The organism is Porphyromonas levii, from assembly GCF_018206105.1.
Lineage (GTDB): Bacteria > Bacteroidota > Bacteroidia > Bacteroidales > Porphyromonadaceae > Porphyromonas_A > Porphyromonas_A levii.
The window spans coordinates 35383-52502 of the sequence record NZ_JADRGN010000012.1 but is presented as its reverse complement, the minus strand read 5'-3'; the positions used below and the strand labels follow the sequence as shown (position 1 = coordinate 52502).

The following is a 17120-nucleotide window of genomic DNA, read 5'->3' as shown; positions in this document are numbered from 1 at the left end:
TTCAGTTGCAAGTTGAGTGTCGATCCGAAGCTGTGGGACACCAAAGGGGGACGTGTCACGGGCAGAAGCGCGGCGGCACTCGAAACGAACCGTATGCTTGACAAGATGCGGGTGCGCATCAACAGACACTATCAGGAAATCATGGAGCGTGACAACTTCGTCACGGCGGAGAAGGTAAAGAACGCCTTTCTCGGACTGGAACACCGCTACCACACGCTGATGCAGGTGTTCCGTCGGCACAACGAGAACTATGAGAAACAGGTGGAAGCAGGCATGAAAGCAAAAGGTACACTGGAAAAGTACCGTGTCGTTTACAAGCACCTGCAAGAGTTCCTCGACATCCGCTACCATGTGAAGGACATCGCCCTAAAAGAGCTTACTCCCGCTTTCATCTCCGACTTCGAGATGTTCCTGCGCACGGACAAGCACTGCTGCACCAATACCGTGTGGCTGTACGTCTGCCCGCTACGGACAATGGTGTTCATAGCCATCAACAACGAGTGGCTGACACGCGACCCGTTCCGCGAGTATGAAATCAAGAAGGAGGAAACGACACGCAGTTTCCTGACCAAAGACGAAATACGCCTGCTGATGGAGGGGAAACTGAAAAACGCCAAACAGGAACTGTACCGCGACCTCTACCTGTTCTGTGCGTTCACCGGATTGTCGTTCGCGGATATGCGCAACCTCACGGAAGAGAATATCCGTACCTATTTCGACGAACACGAGTGGATAAACATCAACCGCAAGAAAACGGGCGTGGTGTCCAACATCCGCCTGCTTGACATCGCCAACCGCATAATCGGCAAATACCGTGGGCTATGCGAGAACGGCAGGATATTCCCCGTTCCGCATTATAACACGTGCCTTGCCGGTATCCGTGCCGTCGCCAAGCGTTGCGGCATCACCAAGCATATCACGTGGCATCAAAGCCGCCACACGGCAGCCACGACAGTTTTCCTTTCCAACGGCGTACCCATCGAAACGGTCAGCTCCATGCTTGGACACAAGAGCATAAAGACGACGCAGATTTACGCGAAGATAACCAAAGAAAAACTCAATCAGGATATGGAAAACCTTGCCGCAAGGTTAAACAACGTCGAGGAATTTGCAGGTTGCACCATCTAAAAAAGAGGAGCCATGAAACGTGACATAATCATCATAGAGGACAAGGCGGTCAGCGTAACCGGTAACGATGTGTGGATGACCGCCACCGAAATAGCCGGACTGTTCCATACGACCGTCCCGGCAGTGAACGCCGTCATCAAAGCCGTCCGCAAGTCTGACGTGCTGAACGACTACAAGGTGTGCCGCTACATGCAGCTTGAAAACGGGCTGTACGCGGACGTGTACGCGCCTGAAATCATTATTCTGATTGCTTTTCGGCTGAACACCTACAACACCTACCTGTTCCGCATGTGGCTGGTAGGAAAGGTTCTCTCACAAGAGAAGCGGCAAACATACGTGATGTTTATACAGAACGGAAAAACTGCGTACTGTTGAAGATATCAAATGAAAATTATACGAAAGAATTTCTATATGGATCCTTATCTAAATAGCCATATCATATCTCAAAAAATATAGAGGTAATAATATGGCTATTATTTAATTCTTTTGATTTGTCGTTATGCAACGAATTCCGTTCATAAAATGTTTTAATATATATTTGTCAAATGAATGGAGATTAGGTATTTTTTGTTCAAGGTATTCAATTCCTATCGTGTTAAATTCCTGTATAACGATTGTAATCTCTTTAGAATCGTCTTCAAGATTTATAAGACCTGCATTTTGTATCTTTTTACTAATCATCCTCGGTAATCCGTATTCTTCAAGTTGAAATACAATTTTAGGTAAAAAGGCATTTGATGCTTTATATACAAAATTGGCGATATTTGAGGAATTAGGATAAAGTTCTTGACGTATAATATTAATTACCGCAATAATAGATGAGAGATTAAAGGATACATATCTTTCAAATGTAAATATATCCTCATATGTAATACCATAATCTTTTACTGTGTTATATAGCTCTTTTATAGTCATTTTCCATCCATTACTACATGCACATGCATAATACCGTAAATGTCCTTTTCGATGATATTCCAAAATTTCTATGATATCTCCTAAAGCATCCCTCCATTCCCATGTATTATTGTTTTGTAAAGCATCGCAATTTGTTGGCCAATTGGAATCAGTTTTCAATTTTTCCGCAATTATCTTTAACATTGATGGTTTACAACTTCTGATTTGTGGTATTCTTTCAATTCTATGCCAAATATCCGTTCCAAGAAGTTCTATCATTTCATCTTGATATCGTTGAATTTTTACATATTGTTCATTATTCAATTTTATACCGGGGTCATTTCCATCAAGTTTTTTTACTACATCATCAGGAAACTCTAATCTCAATTTAGTATTTTCTTGACTTGGTGGCTCTTCAAGCATATAGACACGACCTACAAAATAACGAAACATTCTGCCTGCGCGTCCAATGATGTTGCGAAAGGTAAAATAATCAATCTTATGAGCCCCGTTCTTATTTGACCATAAAACGACACTCTCTGCTTGAGTATTTACTCCTTCAATTATAGACGAGGTCGATACCAAATAATCTAACCCATTCTGTTCTTCAAATAGTTTTATTTGAATTTGACTAAGAGAACGATGTAGCTGACCATTATGAATACCAATACCATGTTTGACTAAATCTTTAAGAATATACTTTTCTCCATAATTGCATTCCAGCCAATCAGAAAAATTAGCAAGCAGTTCAGAGTCTTTATTATATAAATTTCTGTTAAGAATTGTTGTTACTTCTTCAATTCCCTTATATGTGCCGGTATATATCAAAGCTTTACCTATACCTGTATTTATTAATTCAATAAGTTTACGTGTCTTAAAACTCTGTTTATCTTCATTCTTTGGTCTGCTTTTATATAACCGCCATGCATGCGTTACAACGGTCTTAAAATCCATACGCAGAAATGTCATCCCTTCAGTGAATACATTTTCTTCTATTTCATGGATATTTGGGGCAAGATAATATCTTTGTTTAGCTTTCTTTCCGAGTTCTACCATTGAACTGAGTAAAGTGGAGCTTCTTTCAAGATCAAAATTTGTACTTGCCTTATAAAACTCATCAACGATTAGAATATCAATTGAAGGAAGTTTATCTATATAGGCAAAAGCTCTTTCTTGCGGAAATACCAATATGTTTTTCTCCGCAAGTTCTACATCTGTTGTTGTAATTATTTTATATTGATGAGAGAATTTTCGGCAAATTCGTCTTCTTGTTTCATCTGCAAGAGCAACCGTAGGTACTAATATTACAACATTAATTGGTTGTTTAATCGCAATAAATGCATCAATAACAAAACTTTTACCAAAACTTGTAGGAGCACTCACCGCAACGCTTTTCCCTTCTAATAACTTCTTTAATACCTGTGATTGAGCAGTATGTAAGACACAAGGTTTTCTTTCTCCAATATTAACTTTAAAAACTTCACATACAAACCGATCTTCCCAAGATGCAGTATATGTATCAATATACGGTAAAAGCCCCACTTCACGAATAAGATGGTTGACTAATTCCATATATGAATTATTGTTAGTACCATTAATCTCATGAAGTAATGTAATTACTTTGGATCTTGCATTACTTATATCACCAGCATTTAGAACATTACTTATATCTAAACATGTATTATATATATCATTCGTCTGCATCATTTTTGAGATTTTTTGCTTGTGAAATAAACCAGTTTACTATTTTTGTTTTATCAGGAACAGGAAAAAGAATCAAATGAAAGTTTATTTCCGAATACTTATGAACAGAACTAAGCTTGTTGATCTGCTTCTTAAAAAACGAATGAGCACGATCTCTATGAAAAGAAATAATACTATTTTTATACTCATCACTCATTTCAGTAGTACTTGCTGTTATCTGGCATTCATGTAATAAAAGAATAGGTATATGTAGTTTGGGTTTTATTTCGTCAATGGAAGTATTCTCATCGAAACATTCTTTTATCTTTTTAAGTAATGTTTGGTTTTCAATTTGTTTATCAAGTTCATTGAGATTGGTCATTATTCCGCATTCCTTTTTCATAATAGGTTTGCGCAACATTTGTTCAACAGAATTTATTGGTTCGTATAATCGCGCATCCTCAAGAGAATTATAAAATTTAGCTTCTCCTAACCAAAGTTGAAAGCCTCCATTTGGGTCAATTACAATGTGTACAGAATCAGAGCCCTTTGCATTATCATTATCATTCTGTTTATAAAAAATTTTAGGTATTGCAGATAAGGCTTTATAATGGTTCTTCATTATGCCATATAGAATAATTTCCGCTATTTCACTTCCCTTTCCATTCTGCTCTTTGTCAACAAGTCGTAAATGTTTGGCAGCCTCAATAAGCCTACCGTAATCATTATCTATTAATTTCTCTCGTTCTTGTGCAGACAAAGCTGTTTCTGCAATATTACTGAAAACAAATTCTTTGAATTGACGATATCTCCAACTGCCATCTTCAAAGCCATTAGCAACTGATAATAACCTGTCATTATGATCTGGATTTATTTCTTGCTTTTTTGTATTAAAATTAACAAAACAATCATCAACTAATATATCAAAATTCCAAATTTTATTGCTCATACACTTTATTTACATGCTTAAAAATGGTGAAACATCTATATTCCTTTAGATACTATTTTTTTGTATGACAAATAAGTTCATGAACATCAACATCAAGCAAATTTGCAATACGAACAAATGTGTACAAATCAGGTTGAGAATGATTATTACACCATTTAGATACTGTTGCAGGATCTTTCTGTAATTGTTTTGCCAACCATTTGCTCATAACTCCTTTTTCTGATAGTACATTTTTAATGTTGTTTAAAATTGCCATTACAATTAATTTTTAGATTGCGTTAAATGCAAAGTTACAACTTTTTATTAACTATATGAATTTCTAACGATAGAAATTGGTTGGATCAATCAAAAAACTGGTTTTAAGGTCATTAAAACACCCAAGTATATAAAAAGTAAACGGGCAGCACCACAAAATGTCGCCCGTTTCCTTTTTCATGTTGGCCGCCTCACTCCAGCGGCTTGCGGTAGTTCGCTTCCAGCACCTCGCGCAGCCCCGTTTCCGGGTAAAGCACCTTCCCTCCCAAAAGTATGAAGGACAACACGCGGTTGTTGCGGTATTCCTGCAAGGTGCGTCGGCTGACACGGAGCAGTTCCGCCACCTCACCGTCAGTCAGGTAACGTTCCCCGTCCAGCGGAGGGCGGTAACTTTCCAGAAATACAGACAGCCATTTCGAGCCTTTGCGCATATCCTGCATCACAGAGGCTATCGGCTCGTCTTCCATCGTAAAAACATCGTTGGTCTCGTTCATCATAACTTCGGATTCAGTGGGTGAATAAATCAAATCATCTGCCGTGCGAATAGAGCGTGCCGATAAGCGGTATCAACCTCTTAACCTCCTCCGGCTTGTAATAGAACCTGCGGTTTATCTGCGAGTAGCCGATAAGCCGCCTGTCGCGCAGCGTCTGCAACGTGCGCGGGCTTATTCTCAACTGCCCGCAGACCTCCTCGCCCGTGAGCCATCTTTCCATGCGCCCCGTGTCGCTTTTGCGCCTTAGGGCGGCGACCTTCTCCGAGAGTGCGCCGAATGCCGCCACCATCATCTCGAAAGTCTTTTTCTCGATAGATACTATTTCCATATTCATGCAATTATCGGTTTGCCCGCAAAGGTAACGATGCAGCCCTTAACACGTACCGTTTTCCGCTGAAAGGCTGCCTGTTGCACCGTTTGACCGGGTTACGGAGCCATCTTCCGTAAAAATCTTACGTGAGTCACGTAGTGAGTTGTTAAAGCCCCTTTTGTTTATTGCCGAATTTTGTCGCAGAAACATAGAGCAAGCCGAGTGTAGAGCGTCAAACTTGCTTGAACGGTATGCCGAGGCGCAGCCTATGTTCATGAAAATAAACAAAAATAAAGGACTGAATATGAAAGTGATAACGATGGAAAGTTCTGCCTTCCGGTCATTGACGGAACAGATAGCGGAGATTGCGGCACACGTCCGTGCCGCCTCCGGCGACAAGAAAGCGGCATCGCCCGACAGGTTGCTCACCACACGCGAGGCGGCGCACCTGCTTAACGTGAGTACCCGCACCCTCCAGCGTATGCGCAGCGAGCAACGCATCGGTTATGTCGTGCTTCGCGGTAAATGCCGCTACCGGCAGTCGGAAATAGACCGCCTGCTTGAAGCGTGTGCCGTCAACGAGGACGCGGCGACACCGCAGGAATTGAAACGCAACCACACGCTGCGCACTGGCGGCAAACCAAAAGGAAGGAGGACATAGGTCATGGAACTGCTCACACGAAACAACTTCGAGGGCTGGATGCAGAAGCTGATGGAACGGCTCGACCGTCAGGACGAACTGCTGCTGGCGATGAAGGCTGAGGGGAAACAGCCTACTATCACGGAAAGCATCCGCCTTTTCGACAATCAGGATTTGTGCATGCTGCTCCAGATAAGCAAGCGCACACTGCAACGCTACCGCAGTGTCGGCGCATTGCCCTACAAGACACTGGGCAAGAAAACCTATTACAGCGAGGAGGATGTGCTGACATTCCTTTCCAACCATATCAAGGACTTCAAAAAAGAAGATATAGCCTTCTACAAGGCTCGTATCCATAATTTCTTTCATAAATAACCCATTAAAACATTTTTCAAATGGCAAAGAAAAAAGACGAAAAGGACGTGCTGGTAGTCCGTGACGAGAAGACGGGCGAGATCAGCGTGGTAGCCGGGCTGAATGCAGACGACACACCCAAGCGTACCCCTGCGAAAGCTGAGAACGCGCAGAGTTTCCTGCAATTCGACCGACACGGCGACGTGCTGGACAACTTCTTCAAGAACTTCTTCCGGCAGTGCAAGGAACCCAGCCGCTTCGGTTTCTACCGCATCGCGGCAGACCAAGTGGATTCCATGCTTGGCGTGATGAAAGACCTGCTTCAGCATCCGTACCAGAACAAACAAATCCTTGCACCGCACAAAATCGACACCTTCCCTTATCAACAGCAGGTGCAGGAAGAGATGGCGGCACAAAAGACAGAGAAACAAGAACCTCAAAAACAGGAAAACATGGAACAACAGAAAGAACAGCAGGAAAGCCCGCAACAGACGCAGGGCAGACAGGGCTACCAACCCATCAACGAGAGCAAAATCAACTGGCAGGAGCTGGAGGACAGATGGGGCGTGAAGCGTGACGACCTTGAAAAGTCCGGAGACCTTACGAAGATGCTCCACTACGGCAAGTCCGACTTGGTAAAGGTCAAGCCCACCTTCGGCGGCGAATCATTCGAGCTGGACGCCCGCCTCTCCTTCAAGAAGGACGGCGAGGGAAATGTCAGCCTCGTGCCGCACTTCATCCGCAAGGAGCAGAAGTTAGATGAGTACAAGGAACACAAATTCTCCGACGATGACCGGAAGAACCTGCGCGAAACGGGCAACCTCGGCAGGGTCGTGGACATTGTGGACAGGGAAACGGGCGAAATCATCCCCTCCTACATCAGCATCGACCGCAAGACGAATGAAATCACGGACATTCCGGCAAACAAGGTGCGCATCCCGGAGCGCATCGGCAAGACGGAAATCACCAAACAGGAGCAGGACATGCTCCGCGCCGGACTGCCCGTGCGCGACAAGCTCATCGAGCGCAACGACGGCAGGAAGTTCGTCACCACCCTTCAAGTGAACGTGGAGCAGCGCGGCGTGGAGTTCGTGCCGGGAACCGGAAGGTCGCCCCGTACCGCACAGACGCAGGAAGCCAAAGGTGACACCTCGAAAAGTCAGGCGCAAGGCGGGGAAAATGCCGCACAGACCAAGAAGGAGCAACGCCGCAACACGTGGATGAACGAGGACGGCAGCATCCGCCCCATCAGCAAATGGAGCGGCGTGAACTTCACCGACAAGCAGAAAGCCGACTACGTGGCGGGTAAAGCCGTGAAACTGGAGAACGTGACCGACAAGCAGGGCTTCCATGCCACGATGTATATCAAGTTCAACCCGGAGAAGGGCCGCCCGTACCGCTACGAAACGAACCCCGACAACGCCCAGCAGGTCGCCCCGTCCAACGAGAGCCGCACACAGGTGGCGGTGAACAACGAGGGCAAAACCAACGAGGCGACAAAGAACCTGAAAGAGCCTTTGCAGAAAGGTCAGACCGCCCCAAAGGACGACCGCCAGCAACAGCAGCAGGAGAAGCCGAAAAAGAAGAACAACAAAGGCATGAAAATGTAATCCCGTGTCCGCCACTGAATCCAAAATAAAATCCAAAGTATCAACAAAAAAGCAAGAAAACATGAAGACAATCATTGCAGAAAAGCCCTCCGTGGCACGTGAAATCGCCCGCATCGTGGGCGCGACAAAGAGAGAGGAAGGATATTTCGAAGGAGGCGGCTATGCCGTGACATGGGCATTCGGACACCTCGTTCAGCTTGCCATGCCCGACGGCTACGGCGTGCGCGGATTTGTCCGTGACAACCTCCCGATTATTCCCGACACATTCACGCTCGTCCCCCGTCAGGTCAGGACGGAGAAAGGTTACAAGCCCGACAGCGGCGTGGTGTCGCAGATAAAAGTCATCAAAAGACTGTTCGACACAAGCGAACAAATCATCGTGGCGACCGATGCCGGACGCGAGGGAGAGCTTATCTTCCGCTACCTCTACCACTATACGGGTTGCACCACTCCTTTCGTGCGTCTGTGGATCAGCTCGCTCACCGACAAGGCTATCCGTGAGGGACTGCGCAACCTCGAAGACGGCAGCAGGTACGACAACCTATACCTCGCCGCCAAAGCGCGGAGCGAATCCGACTGGCTCGTGGGCATCAACGGCACTCAGGCGTTATCCATAGCCGCCGGACATGGCACGTATTCGGTGGGGCGTGTGCAGACACCCACGCTGGCGATGGTGTGTGAACGCTATTGGGAGAACCGCCGTTTTACGTCCGAAGCATTCTGGCAGCTCCATATCGCAACAGACGGTTGCGACGGCGAGGTCGTGAAACTCTCATCCTCCGAGAAATGGAAGTCGAAAGAACCGGCAACGGAGCTATATAATAAGGTAAAGGCGGCAGGCAGCGCAACGGTAACGAAAGCAGAGCGTAAGGAGAAGACGGAGGAAACTCCCTTGCTGTACGACCTGACCACGCTCCAAAAAGAAGCCAACGCCAAGCACGGCTTCACGGCGGAACAGACGCTTGAAATCGCGCAGAAGCTCTACGAGAAGAAGTTGATAACCTATCCGAGAACGGGAAGCCGCTACATCCCCGAAGACGTGTTCGCTGAAATCCCCAAGCTACTCGCCTTTATCGGCACGCAGCCCGAATGGAAAGACAAGGTGCGGGCAAAAGCCATCCCGACACGCCGTAGCGTGGATGACGGCAAGGTAACAGACCACCATGCCCTGCTCGTCACGGGAGAGAAACCGCTCTTCCTCTCCAAAGAGGACAGCACCATTTATCAGATGATTGCCGGACGAATGATAGAGGCATTCTCCGAAAAATGCGTCAAGGACGTGACTGCTGTCACGGCAGAATGTGCCGGAGTGGAGTTCACCGTGAAAGGCAGTGTCGTGAAGCAAGCCGGATGGCGTGCCGTCTATGGCGAGGAAAAGGAGGAAACTACCATCCCCGGCTGGCAGGATGGCGACACGCTCACGCTGAAAGCCACCTCCATCACCGAAGGAAAGACCAAACCCAAGCCGCTGCATACCGAAGCCACCCTGCTCTCGGCAATGGAAACAGCGGGCAAGGAAATTGAGGACGACGCGCTGCGGCAGGCGATGAAGGACTGCGGCATCGGCACTCCCGCCACACGAGCGTCCATCATCGAAACGCTTTTCAAGCGCGGTTACATGGAACGCTGCAAGAAGTCGCTTGTTCCCACCGAAAAGGGACTCGCCCTCAATTCCGTGGTGAAGACGATGCGCATCGCCGATGTAGCCATGACGGGCGAATGGGAAAAGGAACTGGCACGTATCGAGCGCGGGGAACTGCCCGCCGACACTTTCCGCAAGGAGATAGAGGCGTACACACGGGAAATCACCTCCGAACTGCTCTCGTGCGACAAGCTCTTCGGCAGCCGTGATTCCGGCTGCGCGTGTCCCAAGTGCGGCACGGGCAGGATGCGGTTCTACGGCAAGGTGGTACGTTGCGACAACACGGAGTGCGGACTGCCCGTGTTCCGGCAGAAAGCGGGACGCACCCTGTCCGACGACGAAATCAAAGACCTGCTCACCGACGGGCACACCAAGCCGCTCAAAGGCTTCAAGAGCAAGCAGGGCAAGAACTTCGATGCCATAGTCGCCTTTGACGGGGAATATAACACGACGTTCGTGTTCCCGGAAAAGAAATGCAAGTCTTCCTATCCGAAAAAAAGGAAATAATCACTAACTTTTGATAAGTTAGGCTGCATCTCAACAATAGAAACAAACAAGTTTTTTTCGTATTGTCTTCGATTTGCACTAACTTTGCCACTTGTTCAGAGTAATGAATTGTTCTTCGATACCGGATTACACTCATACTTTGGATTTAGTGGTGGCACTCGGAGGGATACCGAGTGCCTTTTTCTTCCTTTTTCCAATCAATTATCCCGTTAAATATCAATCCACTAAACTCCAAAGTAATGAACAACAAGAAGAAAAACGAGGGTCAGACCGACTTTTCCTATTACGGTCTGTACCTGCTGGACTACCTCCGCACGAACAAGTTTGAACAGGCGACTGACACCGCTTTCATACGGGAACGGGCCGACCGTGCCGCCGAAACGTATGAAAAGGCGCGGCTCGAAGGCTATCCCGCCGATGGCGCGCAAGAGCAGGCGATGGACACGCTGCTGCGCGGGCTGCGCTATTCCCGGTACGCCATTCTCCGTGAAGTCGTGGAGAGCGAGTTTTTCGACGAAGTGCCGGAAGAGAAACAAGAAGCCTTTATTCTGAAACTCATGCCGCTTGTCGGCAACGTGTTCTCCGTCTATGACCTTTCGGACGACAACTTCGCCCTGTCTTCCGATTACGACCTGCTCTACACGGAGCTGACGGGGGCAACCGTCCTTTACATCGGGGAATATGGCGTTTAACCGCAAACAGAAACTGCGGGACAACATCGAGGCGATACGGACGGCATTCATCCTTGACAGGGAAAACAGGACAGCGACAACCGAAGAGCGTGCCATACTTCAAAGGTACTGCGGTTTCGGCGGTCTGAAATGTATCCTCAACCCTGCGAAGGAACTGACGGATGCCGTCCGGTGGGCGAAATCCGACCTCGAACTGTTCGCCCCGACGGTGGAGCTGCACAGGCTTATCCGTGAGAACAGCAATGACGAAACGGAGTACAAGCGGTTTGTGGATTCGCTGAAAGCGTCCGTGCTGACCGCTTTCTACACCCCCAAAGAGATAACCGACACCCTTGCGGACGTGCTGGCGGATTACAGCGTCCGTCCCACCCGTATGCTCGAACCGTCGGCAGGTGTCGGCGTGTTCGTGGATTCCGTGCTACGGCACAGCCCCGGTGCGGACGTGATGGCTTTCGAGAAGGATCTGCTCACGGGTACAATCCTGCGGCATCTCTATCCCGACAAGAAAACGCGCACCTGCGGTTTTGAGAAAATCGAAAGACCGTTCAACAATTATTTCGACTTGGCGATGTCCAACATTCCGTTCGGTGACATTGCCGTGTTCGACGCGGAGTTTGAAAAGAGTGGGTCCTTCGGCAGACGATCGGCACAGAAAGCCATCCACAACTATTTCTTTCTCAAAGGACTGGATGCCGTGCGTGACGGCGGTATCGTGGCGTTCATCACCTCGCAAGGGGTATTGAACAGCAGCAAGACCTCCGTGCGTAACGAGCTGTTCAGTCAGGCTAATCTGGTATCTGCGATACGCCTGCCCAACAACCTGTTCACGGACAACGCGGGGACAGAAGTGGGCAGTGACCTGATTGTCCTGCAAAAGAACCTCAGCAAGAAGGAAATGTCGCAGGACGAGCGGCTGATGACCGTGATACAGACGGACACGAAAACCGACCTGACCGACAACGCCTATTTCATCCATCACCCGGAACGCATCGTGCATACGACGGCTAAACTTGACACCGACCCCTACGGGAAACCCGCTATGGTCTATCTGCACGAGGGCAAGACCGCAGGCATAGCCGGGGACTTGCGCCGTATGCTTGACGAGGATTTCCATTACAGGCTCGCCATGCGTCTGTATTCGGGTTCAATCCGGCAGTCGGGAACGGAAGAAAAGGTTACCGTTCAAAAGGAGGTGGAGCGTACTGCCATAAAGATGGAAACAGCATCTCCGATGCAAGCGGTGGAAACTCCGACGGAAAAACCGCAAGCCGTTGAGGAGAAGCCGGAGATAGAACCACGTCCGAAATATTCTGACGGGGTGCAGCTCTCCTTGCTCGACCTCTGGGGAATGACAGAAGAAGTCAGCCAACCGAAAACCGCCAAAAAGAAAAGGACGGCGAAGAAGGCTGTTACGGCAAAGACCACTCCACCGAAGTCGAAAGCAACAGTTACGCCGACGGCTCCAGCCGTCAAGCCTGCCACGGAAAACAAGGAGGCAAAAGCGGACAGTGCCGCCAAGCCTGCCGACCCGGACGACATCTATGCAAAGCTGGACTGGGAAACCAATCCTCCCATCAACGGCTTCTACGAGATGATGATGGAACTCACGCCGGAGCGCAGGAAGGAACTTCGGGAGCTGGCAAGGCAGCATAATGAAAAACATGAAAACAGAACGGTTGCGACGATCACGCCGGAAGTACCACGTGAACAACCCCGGCAGGAGGAAACACAGCCGGAAGCAGTCGCCGCACCTGCTGTTACCGATGCTCCACCGGAAACGGTGGCTACTTCCCTTTTTCCCGACATCGAACCGGAAAAGCCGAAGGAGGAAGTCGTGGACCTTACGCCGCGTGCCTACCATCGCACGCCGGAGATGCACCTGCGCGAAGGCTCGCTGGTGGCTGACTGGGGACGTCATAACATCGGCTATCTGAAGGACATCACGCCATACGGGGCTACATTCCAGCCGCTCGACCTGAAAGGATACCAGAAGGAAAAGGCGTTGTTGTATGTGTCGCTGCGTGACGCCTACGAGCGTCTGTACCGTTATGAATCGAACAGGCACGAGGCAAATGTTCCGTGGCGAGAGCATCTGAATACCTGTTACGATGAGTTTGTCATGCGCTACGGCAACCTCAACGCCAAGCAGAACGTGAAGTTAGTGATGATGGACGCGGGCGGGCGTGACATCCTTTCGCTGGAACGGGTGGAGAACGGAAAGTTCGTCAAGGCGGACATCTTCGAGCATCCCGTTTCCTTCTCCGTGGAGAGCCATGCCAACGTAGGCTCTCCCGAAGAAGCCCTGTCCGCGTCGCTCAACAAATATGGCACGGTCGATCTCGGCTATATGCGGGAGATAACCGACAGCACGGCGGAGGAGTTGCTCACAGCCCTGCAAGGACGCATCTATTACAATCCGCTCGTGACCGGTTACGAAATCAAAGACCGCTTCATAGCCGGGAACGTGATAGAGAAGGCGGAACGCATAGAGGCTTGGATGGGCGAAAACCCCGAAAGTGAGCGTATGCCGGAAGTGAAACAGGCGTTGGAGGCTCTGAAAGATGCCGAACCGCCGCGTATCGCCTTCGAGGATCTGGACTTCAATTTCGGGGAACGCTGGATTCCGACGGGTGTCTATGCCGCCTACATGAGCCGGCTGTTCGACACGGAGGTGAAAATCGCCTATTCCGCAAGCATGGACGAGTTTTCGGTTGCGTGCGGCTACCGCACCATGAAAATCACGGACGAGTTTCTGGTGAAGGGGTATTACCGGAACTATGACGGTATGCACCTCTTGAAACACGCCCTGCACAATACCTGCCCCGACATGATGAAGTCCATCGGCAAGGACGAGCATGGCAACGAGATCAAGGTGCGCGACAGCGAGGGAATACAGCTCGCCAACGCCAAAATTGACGAGATACGAAACGGCTTCTCCGAATGGCTCGAAGAGCAGTCGCCGCAGTTCAAGGAGCGGCTGACGACGATGTATAACCGCAAGTTCAACTGTTTCGTGCGCCCGAAGTATGACGGCTCGCACCAGACCTTCCCCGACCTCAATCTGAAGGGGCTGGCAAGCCGTGGCATCAAGAGCGTTTATCCCTCGCAGATGGATTGCGTATGGATGCTGAAACAGAACGGAGGCGGAATATGCGACCACGAGGTGGGAACCGGCAAGACGCTGATAATGTGCATAGCGGCACATGAGATGAAACGTCTGAACTTGGCGCACAAGCCGATGATTATCGGGCTGAAAGCCAACGTTGCGGAGATTGCCGCCACCTATCAGGCGGCGTATCCCAACGCGCGTATTCTGTACGCTTCGGAGAAGGACTTTTCGACTGCCAACCGTGTGCGCTTCTTCAATAATATAAAGAACAACGACTACGATTGTGTCATCATGTCGCACGACCAGTTCGGCAAGATACCGCAGTCGCCGGAGTTGCAGCAGCGCATCCTGCAAGCGGAGCTTGACACGGTGGAGGAAAACCTCGAAGTGCTGCGGCAGCAGGGAAAGAACGTGTCGCGGGCTATGCTGAAAGGTCTGGAGAAGCGCAAACACAACCTTGAAGCGAAGCTGGAGAAGGTGGAACATGCCATAAAGTCACGCACGGACGACGTGGTGGATTTCAAGCAGATGGGCATCGACCACATCTTCATAGATGAGAGCCACCAGTTCAAAAATCTGACGTTCAACACGCGCCATGACCGTGTGGCGGGACTGGGCAACAGCGAGGGAAGCCAGAAGGCACTGAACATGCTCTTTGCCATACGCACCATACAGGAGCGCACGGGCAGAGACTTGGGAGCGACCTTCCTTTCGGGTACTACCATCAGCAACTCGCTGACGGAGTTGTATCTGCTGTTCAAGTATTTGCGTCCGAAGGAGCTGGAACGGCAGGACATCCGATGTTTCGACGCTTGGGCGGCGATATTCGCCAAGAAGACGACGGATTTTGAATTTAACGTGACGAACAACGTGGTTCAAAAGGAGCGTTTCCGCTACTTCATCAAGGTGCCGGAACTTGCCGCCTTCTATAATGAAATCACGGACTACCGCACGGCGGAGGACGTGGGCGTAGATCGTCCCAACAAGAATGAGATACTGCACCACATACCGCCCACGCCGGAACAGGAGGACTTCATACAGAAACTGATGCAGTTCGCAAAGACTGGCGATGCCACCCTGTTGGGCAGACTGCCGCTTTCGGAAACGGAGGAAAAGGCGAAGATGCTTATCGCCACGGACTATGCCCGCAAGATGGCACTCGACATGCGTATGATAGACCCGAATTATGAAGACCACCCCGACAACAAGGCGAGTCACTGTGCCAAGATGATCGCGGAGTATTACCAAAAATACGACGCGCAGAAAGGCACGCAGTTCGTTTTCTCGGACTTGGGGACATATCAGCCGGGCGACGGGTGGAACGTCTATTCGGAAATCAAGCGCAAGCTGACGGAGGATTACGGCATACCGCCAAGCGAGGTGCGCTTCATTCAGGAGTGCAAGACCGACAAGGCTCGGAAGGCGGTGATAGACGCCATGAATGCCGGAACAGTGCGTGTTCTGTTCGGCTCCACCTCCATGCTCGGAACGGGTGTGAACGCACAGAAAAGGTGTGTGGCAATTCATCATCTCGATACGCCGTGGCGACCGTCCGACCTGCAACAGCGTGACGGACGCGGAGTTAGAGCCGGAAACGAAATTGCCAAGCATTTCGCCGGGAACAACGTGGACGTAATCATCTACGCGGTGGAGAAGTCACTGGACAGCTACAAGTTCAACCTCCTGCACTGCAAGCAGACTTTCATCAGCCAGCTCAAAAGCGGTGCTATGGGGGCGCGTACCATCGACGAGGGGGCAATGGACGAGAAATCGGGCATGAACTTTTCGGAATATATGGCGTTGCTATCCGGCAACACCGACCTGCTGGACAAGGCGAAACTTGAAAAGCGCATCGCCTCGCTCGAAGGGGAACGCAAGTCGTTCAACAAGGGCAAGCGTGATTCGGAGTTCAAGCAGGAGTCAAAGACCGGCGAACTGCGCAACAACACGGCTTTCATAGATGCCATGACGGAGGACTGGAACCGCTTCCTTTCGGTGGTGCAGACCGACAAGGAGGGCAACCGCCTTAATATGATAAAGGTGGACGGTGTGGATTCCGCCGATGAGAAGGTCATCGGAAAGCGTTTGCAGGAGATAGCGAAAAACGCCACTACAGGCGGGCTTTACACGCAGGTTGGAGAGTTTTACGGTTTCCCGATAAAGGTGGTGAGCGAAAGGATACTCAAAGAGGGATTGGAGTTCACCGACAACCGTTTCGTGGTCGAGGGGAACTACAAGTACACCTATAACAACGGACATCTGGCAATGGCTGACCCGTTGGCCGCCGCCCGCAATTTCCTCAACGCTTTGGAGCGCATCCCCTCCATCATCGACCAGTACAAGACTAAGAATGAAGTGCTGGAACGTGAGATACCGCAGTTGCAGGAGATAGCGGGCAAGGTGTGGAAGAAGGAGGAAGAACTGAAACAGTTGAAGTCTGAACTTGCCGCACTTGACCGAAAAATACAGCTGGAACTTGCGCCGCCCACGCCCGAAGTCGCCGAAAAGGAGAACGAAGGGCAACAGGTCAAGCCGGAAGCGGAAGATGTACGGAACAGGCAGGCGCAATATTCCGAAAATGCACCGCCGCAAATACGCAATCCATCGGAAAGTATTATCGCCAATCACACCATAACTGGGCATCCGGGGCTGTATGCCAAGGAGGAAACCCGGTCCAAAGGATTGAAAATATAACCTTAGGAATTTTATCTGAAGTATTAATAAGGGCTATCCCAAAAGGTCTAAAAGTAAATTTTATCCTTTCTGCAAGTATCTGTAGGATGGCAACTGCATTTTTTTCTTTTTGGGCAGCCCTTATTAAAATTTATTCTTATTTTAGGTTATATACATTCA

The 17120-nt window shown here is 49.3% G+C and carries 13 protein-coding genes; 8 read left to right on the top strand and 5 right to left on the bottom strand.

Translation table 11 applies throughout. The features are described from left to right. Both IX315_RS04210 and IX315_RS04205 read left to right on the top strand, forming a co-directional pair. A partial coding sequence (locus IX315_RS04210) for a site-specific integrase (protein WP_211837207.1) occupies positions 1–1128 on the top strand: 1128 nt, incomplete at its 5' end. A 12-nt stretch (positions 1129–1140) separates the two neighbouring features. Beyond that, positions 1141–1503 (top strand): hypothetical protein, encoded by a 363-nt coding sequence (locus IX315_RS04205; RefSeq protein ID WP_002561010.1) that lies wholly within the window; start codon positions 1141–1143, stop codon positions 1501–1503. A gap of 102 nt (positions 1504–1605) precedes the next feature. On the opposite strand, the gene IX315_RS04200 is transcribed toward IX315_RS04205, so the two are convergent. The 5 genes from IX315_RS04200 to IX315_RS04180 form a co-directional block, all read right to left on the bottom strand. Continuing rightward, complete coding sequence (locus tag IX315_RS04200; protein WP_004355287.1) at positions 1606–3729, bottom strand: DEAD/DEAH box helicase; 2124 nt, start codon at positions 3727–3729, stop codon at positions 1606–1608. Next, positions 3713–4654, bottom strand: a complete 942-nt coding sequence (locus IX315_RS04195) for a HamA C-terminal domain-containing protein (RefSeq protein ID WP_002561007.1) — start codon at positions 4652–4654, stop codon at positions 3713–3715. The genes IX315_RS04200 and IX315_RS04195 overlap by 17 nt, the downstream gene beginning before the upstream one ends. A gap of 52 nt (positions 4655–4706) precedes the next feature. Further along, positions 4707–4910: a helix-turn-helix transcriptional regulator gene (locus IX315_RS04190; protein WP_002561006.1), complete on the bottom strand. Its 204-nt coding sequence runs from the start codon at positions 4908–4910 to the stop codon at positions 4707–4709. Between the two features lie 190 nt (positions 4911–5100). Continuing rightward, positions 5101–5406, bottom strand: a complete 306-nt coding sequence (locus IX315_RS04185) for a helix-turn-helix domain-containing protein (protein ID WP_002561005.1) — start codon at positions 5404–5406, stop codon at positions 5101–5103. Between the two features lie 31 nt (positions 5407–5437). Further along, positions 5438–5737, bottom strand: a complete 300-nt coding sequence (locus IX315_RS04180; protein ID WP_019131010.1) for a helix-turn-helix domain-containing protein — start codon at positions 5735–5737, stop codon at positions 5438–5440. Positions 5738–6017: 280 nt separating this feature from the next. On the opposite strand from IX315_RS04180, the gene IX315_RS04175 reads away from it, so the two are divergent. The 6 genes from IX315_RS04175 (at position 6018) to IX315_RS04150 (ending at position 16961) form a co-directional block, all read left to right on the top strand. Next, on the top strand, positions 6018–6374 hold the full coding sequence (locus IX315_RS04175) for a helix-turn-helix domain-containing protein (RefSeq protein WP_002561004.1): 357 nt from the start codon (positions 6018–6020) through the stop codon (positions 6372–6374). A gap of 3 nt (positions 6375–6377) precedes the next feature. Continuing rightward, complete coding sequence (locus IX315_RS04170) at positions 6378–6728, top strand: helix-turn-helix domain-containing protein (RefSeq protein WP_004291454.1); 351 nt, start codon at positions 6378–6380, stop codon at positions 6726–6728. Positions 6729–6748: 20 nt separating this feature from the next. Then, positions 6749–8317 (top strand): DUF3945 domain-containing protein, encoded by a 1569-nt coding sequence (locus IX315_RS04165; RefSeq protein ID WP_002561002.1) that lies wholly within the window; start codon positions 6749–6751, stop codon positions 8315–8317. A gap of 61 nt (positions 8318–8378) precedes the next feature. Next, complete coding sequence (locus tag IX315_RS04160) at positions 8379–10466, top strand: type IA DNA topoisomerase (protein WP_002561001.1); 2088 nt, start codon at positions 8379–8381, stop codon at positions 10464–10466. A 239-nt stretch (positions 10467–10705) separates the two neighbouring features. Beyond that, positions 10706–11158: a DUF1896 domain-containing protein gene (locus IX315_RS04155; protein ID WP_002561000.1), complete on the top strand. Its 453-nt coding sequence runs from the start codon at positions 10706–10708 to the stop codon at positions 11156–11158. Next, positions 11148–16961, top strand: a complete 5814-nt coding sequence (locus IX315_RS04150; RefSeq protein WP_211837206.1) for an N-6 DNA methylase — start codon at positions 11148–11150, stop codon at positions 16959–16961. The genes IX315_RS04155 and IX315_RS04150 overlap by 11 nt, the downstream gene beginning before the upstream one ends. Positions 16962–17120 lie beyond the last annotated feature (159 nt).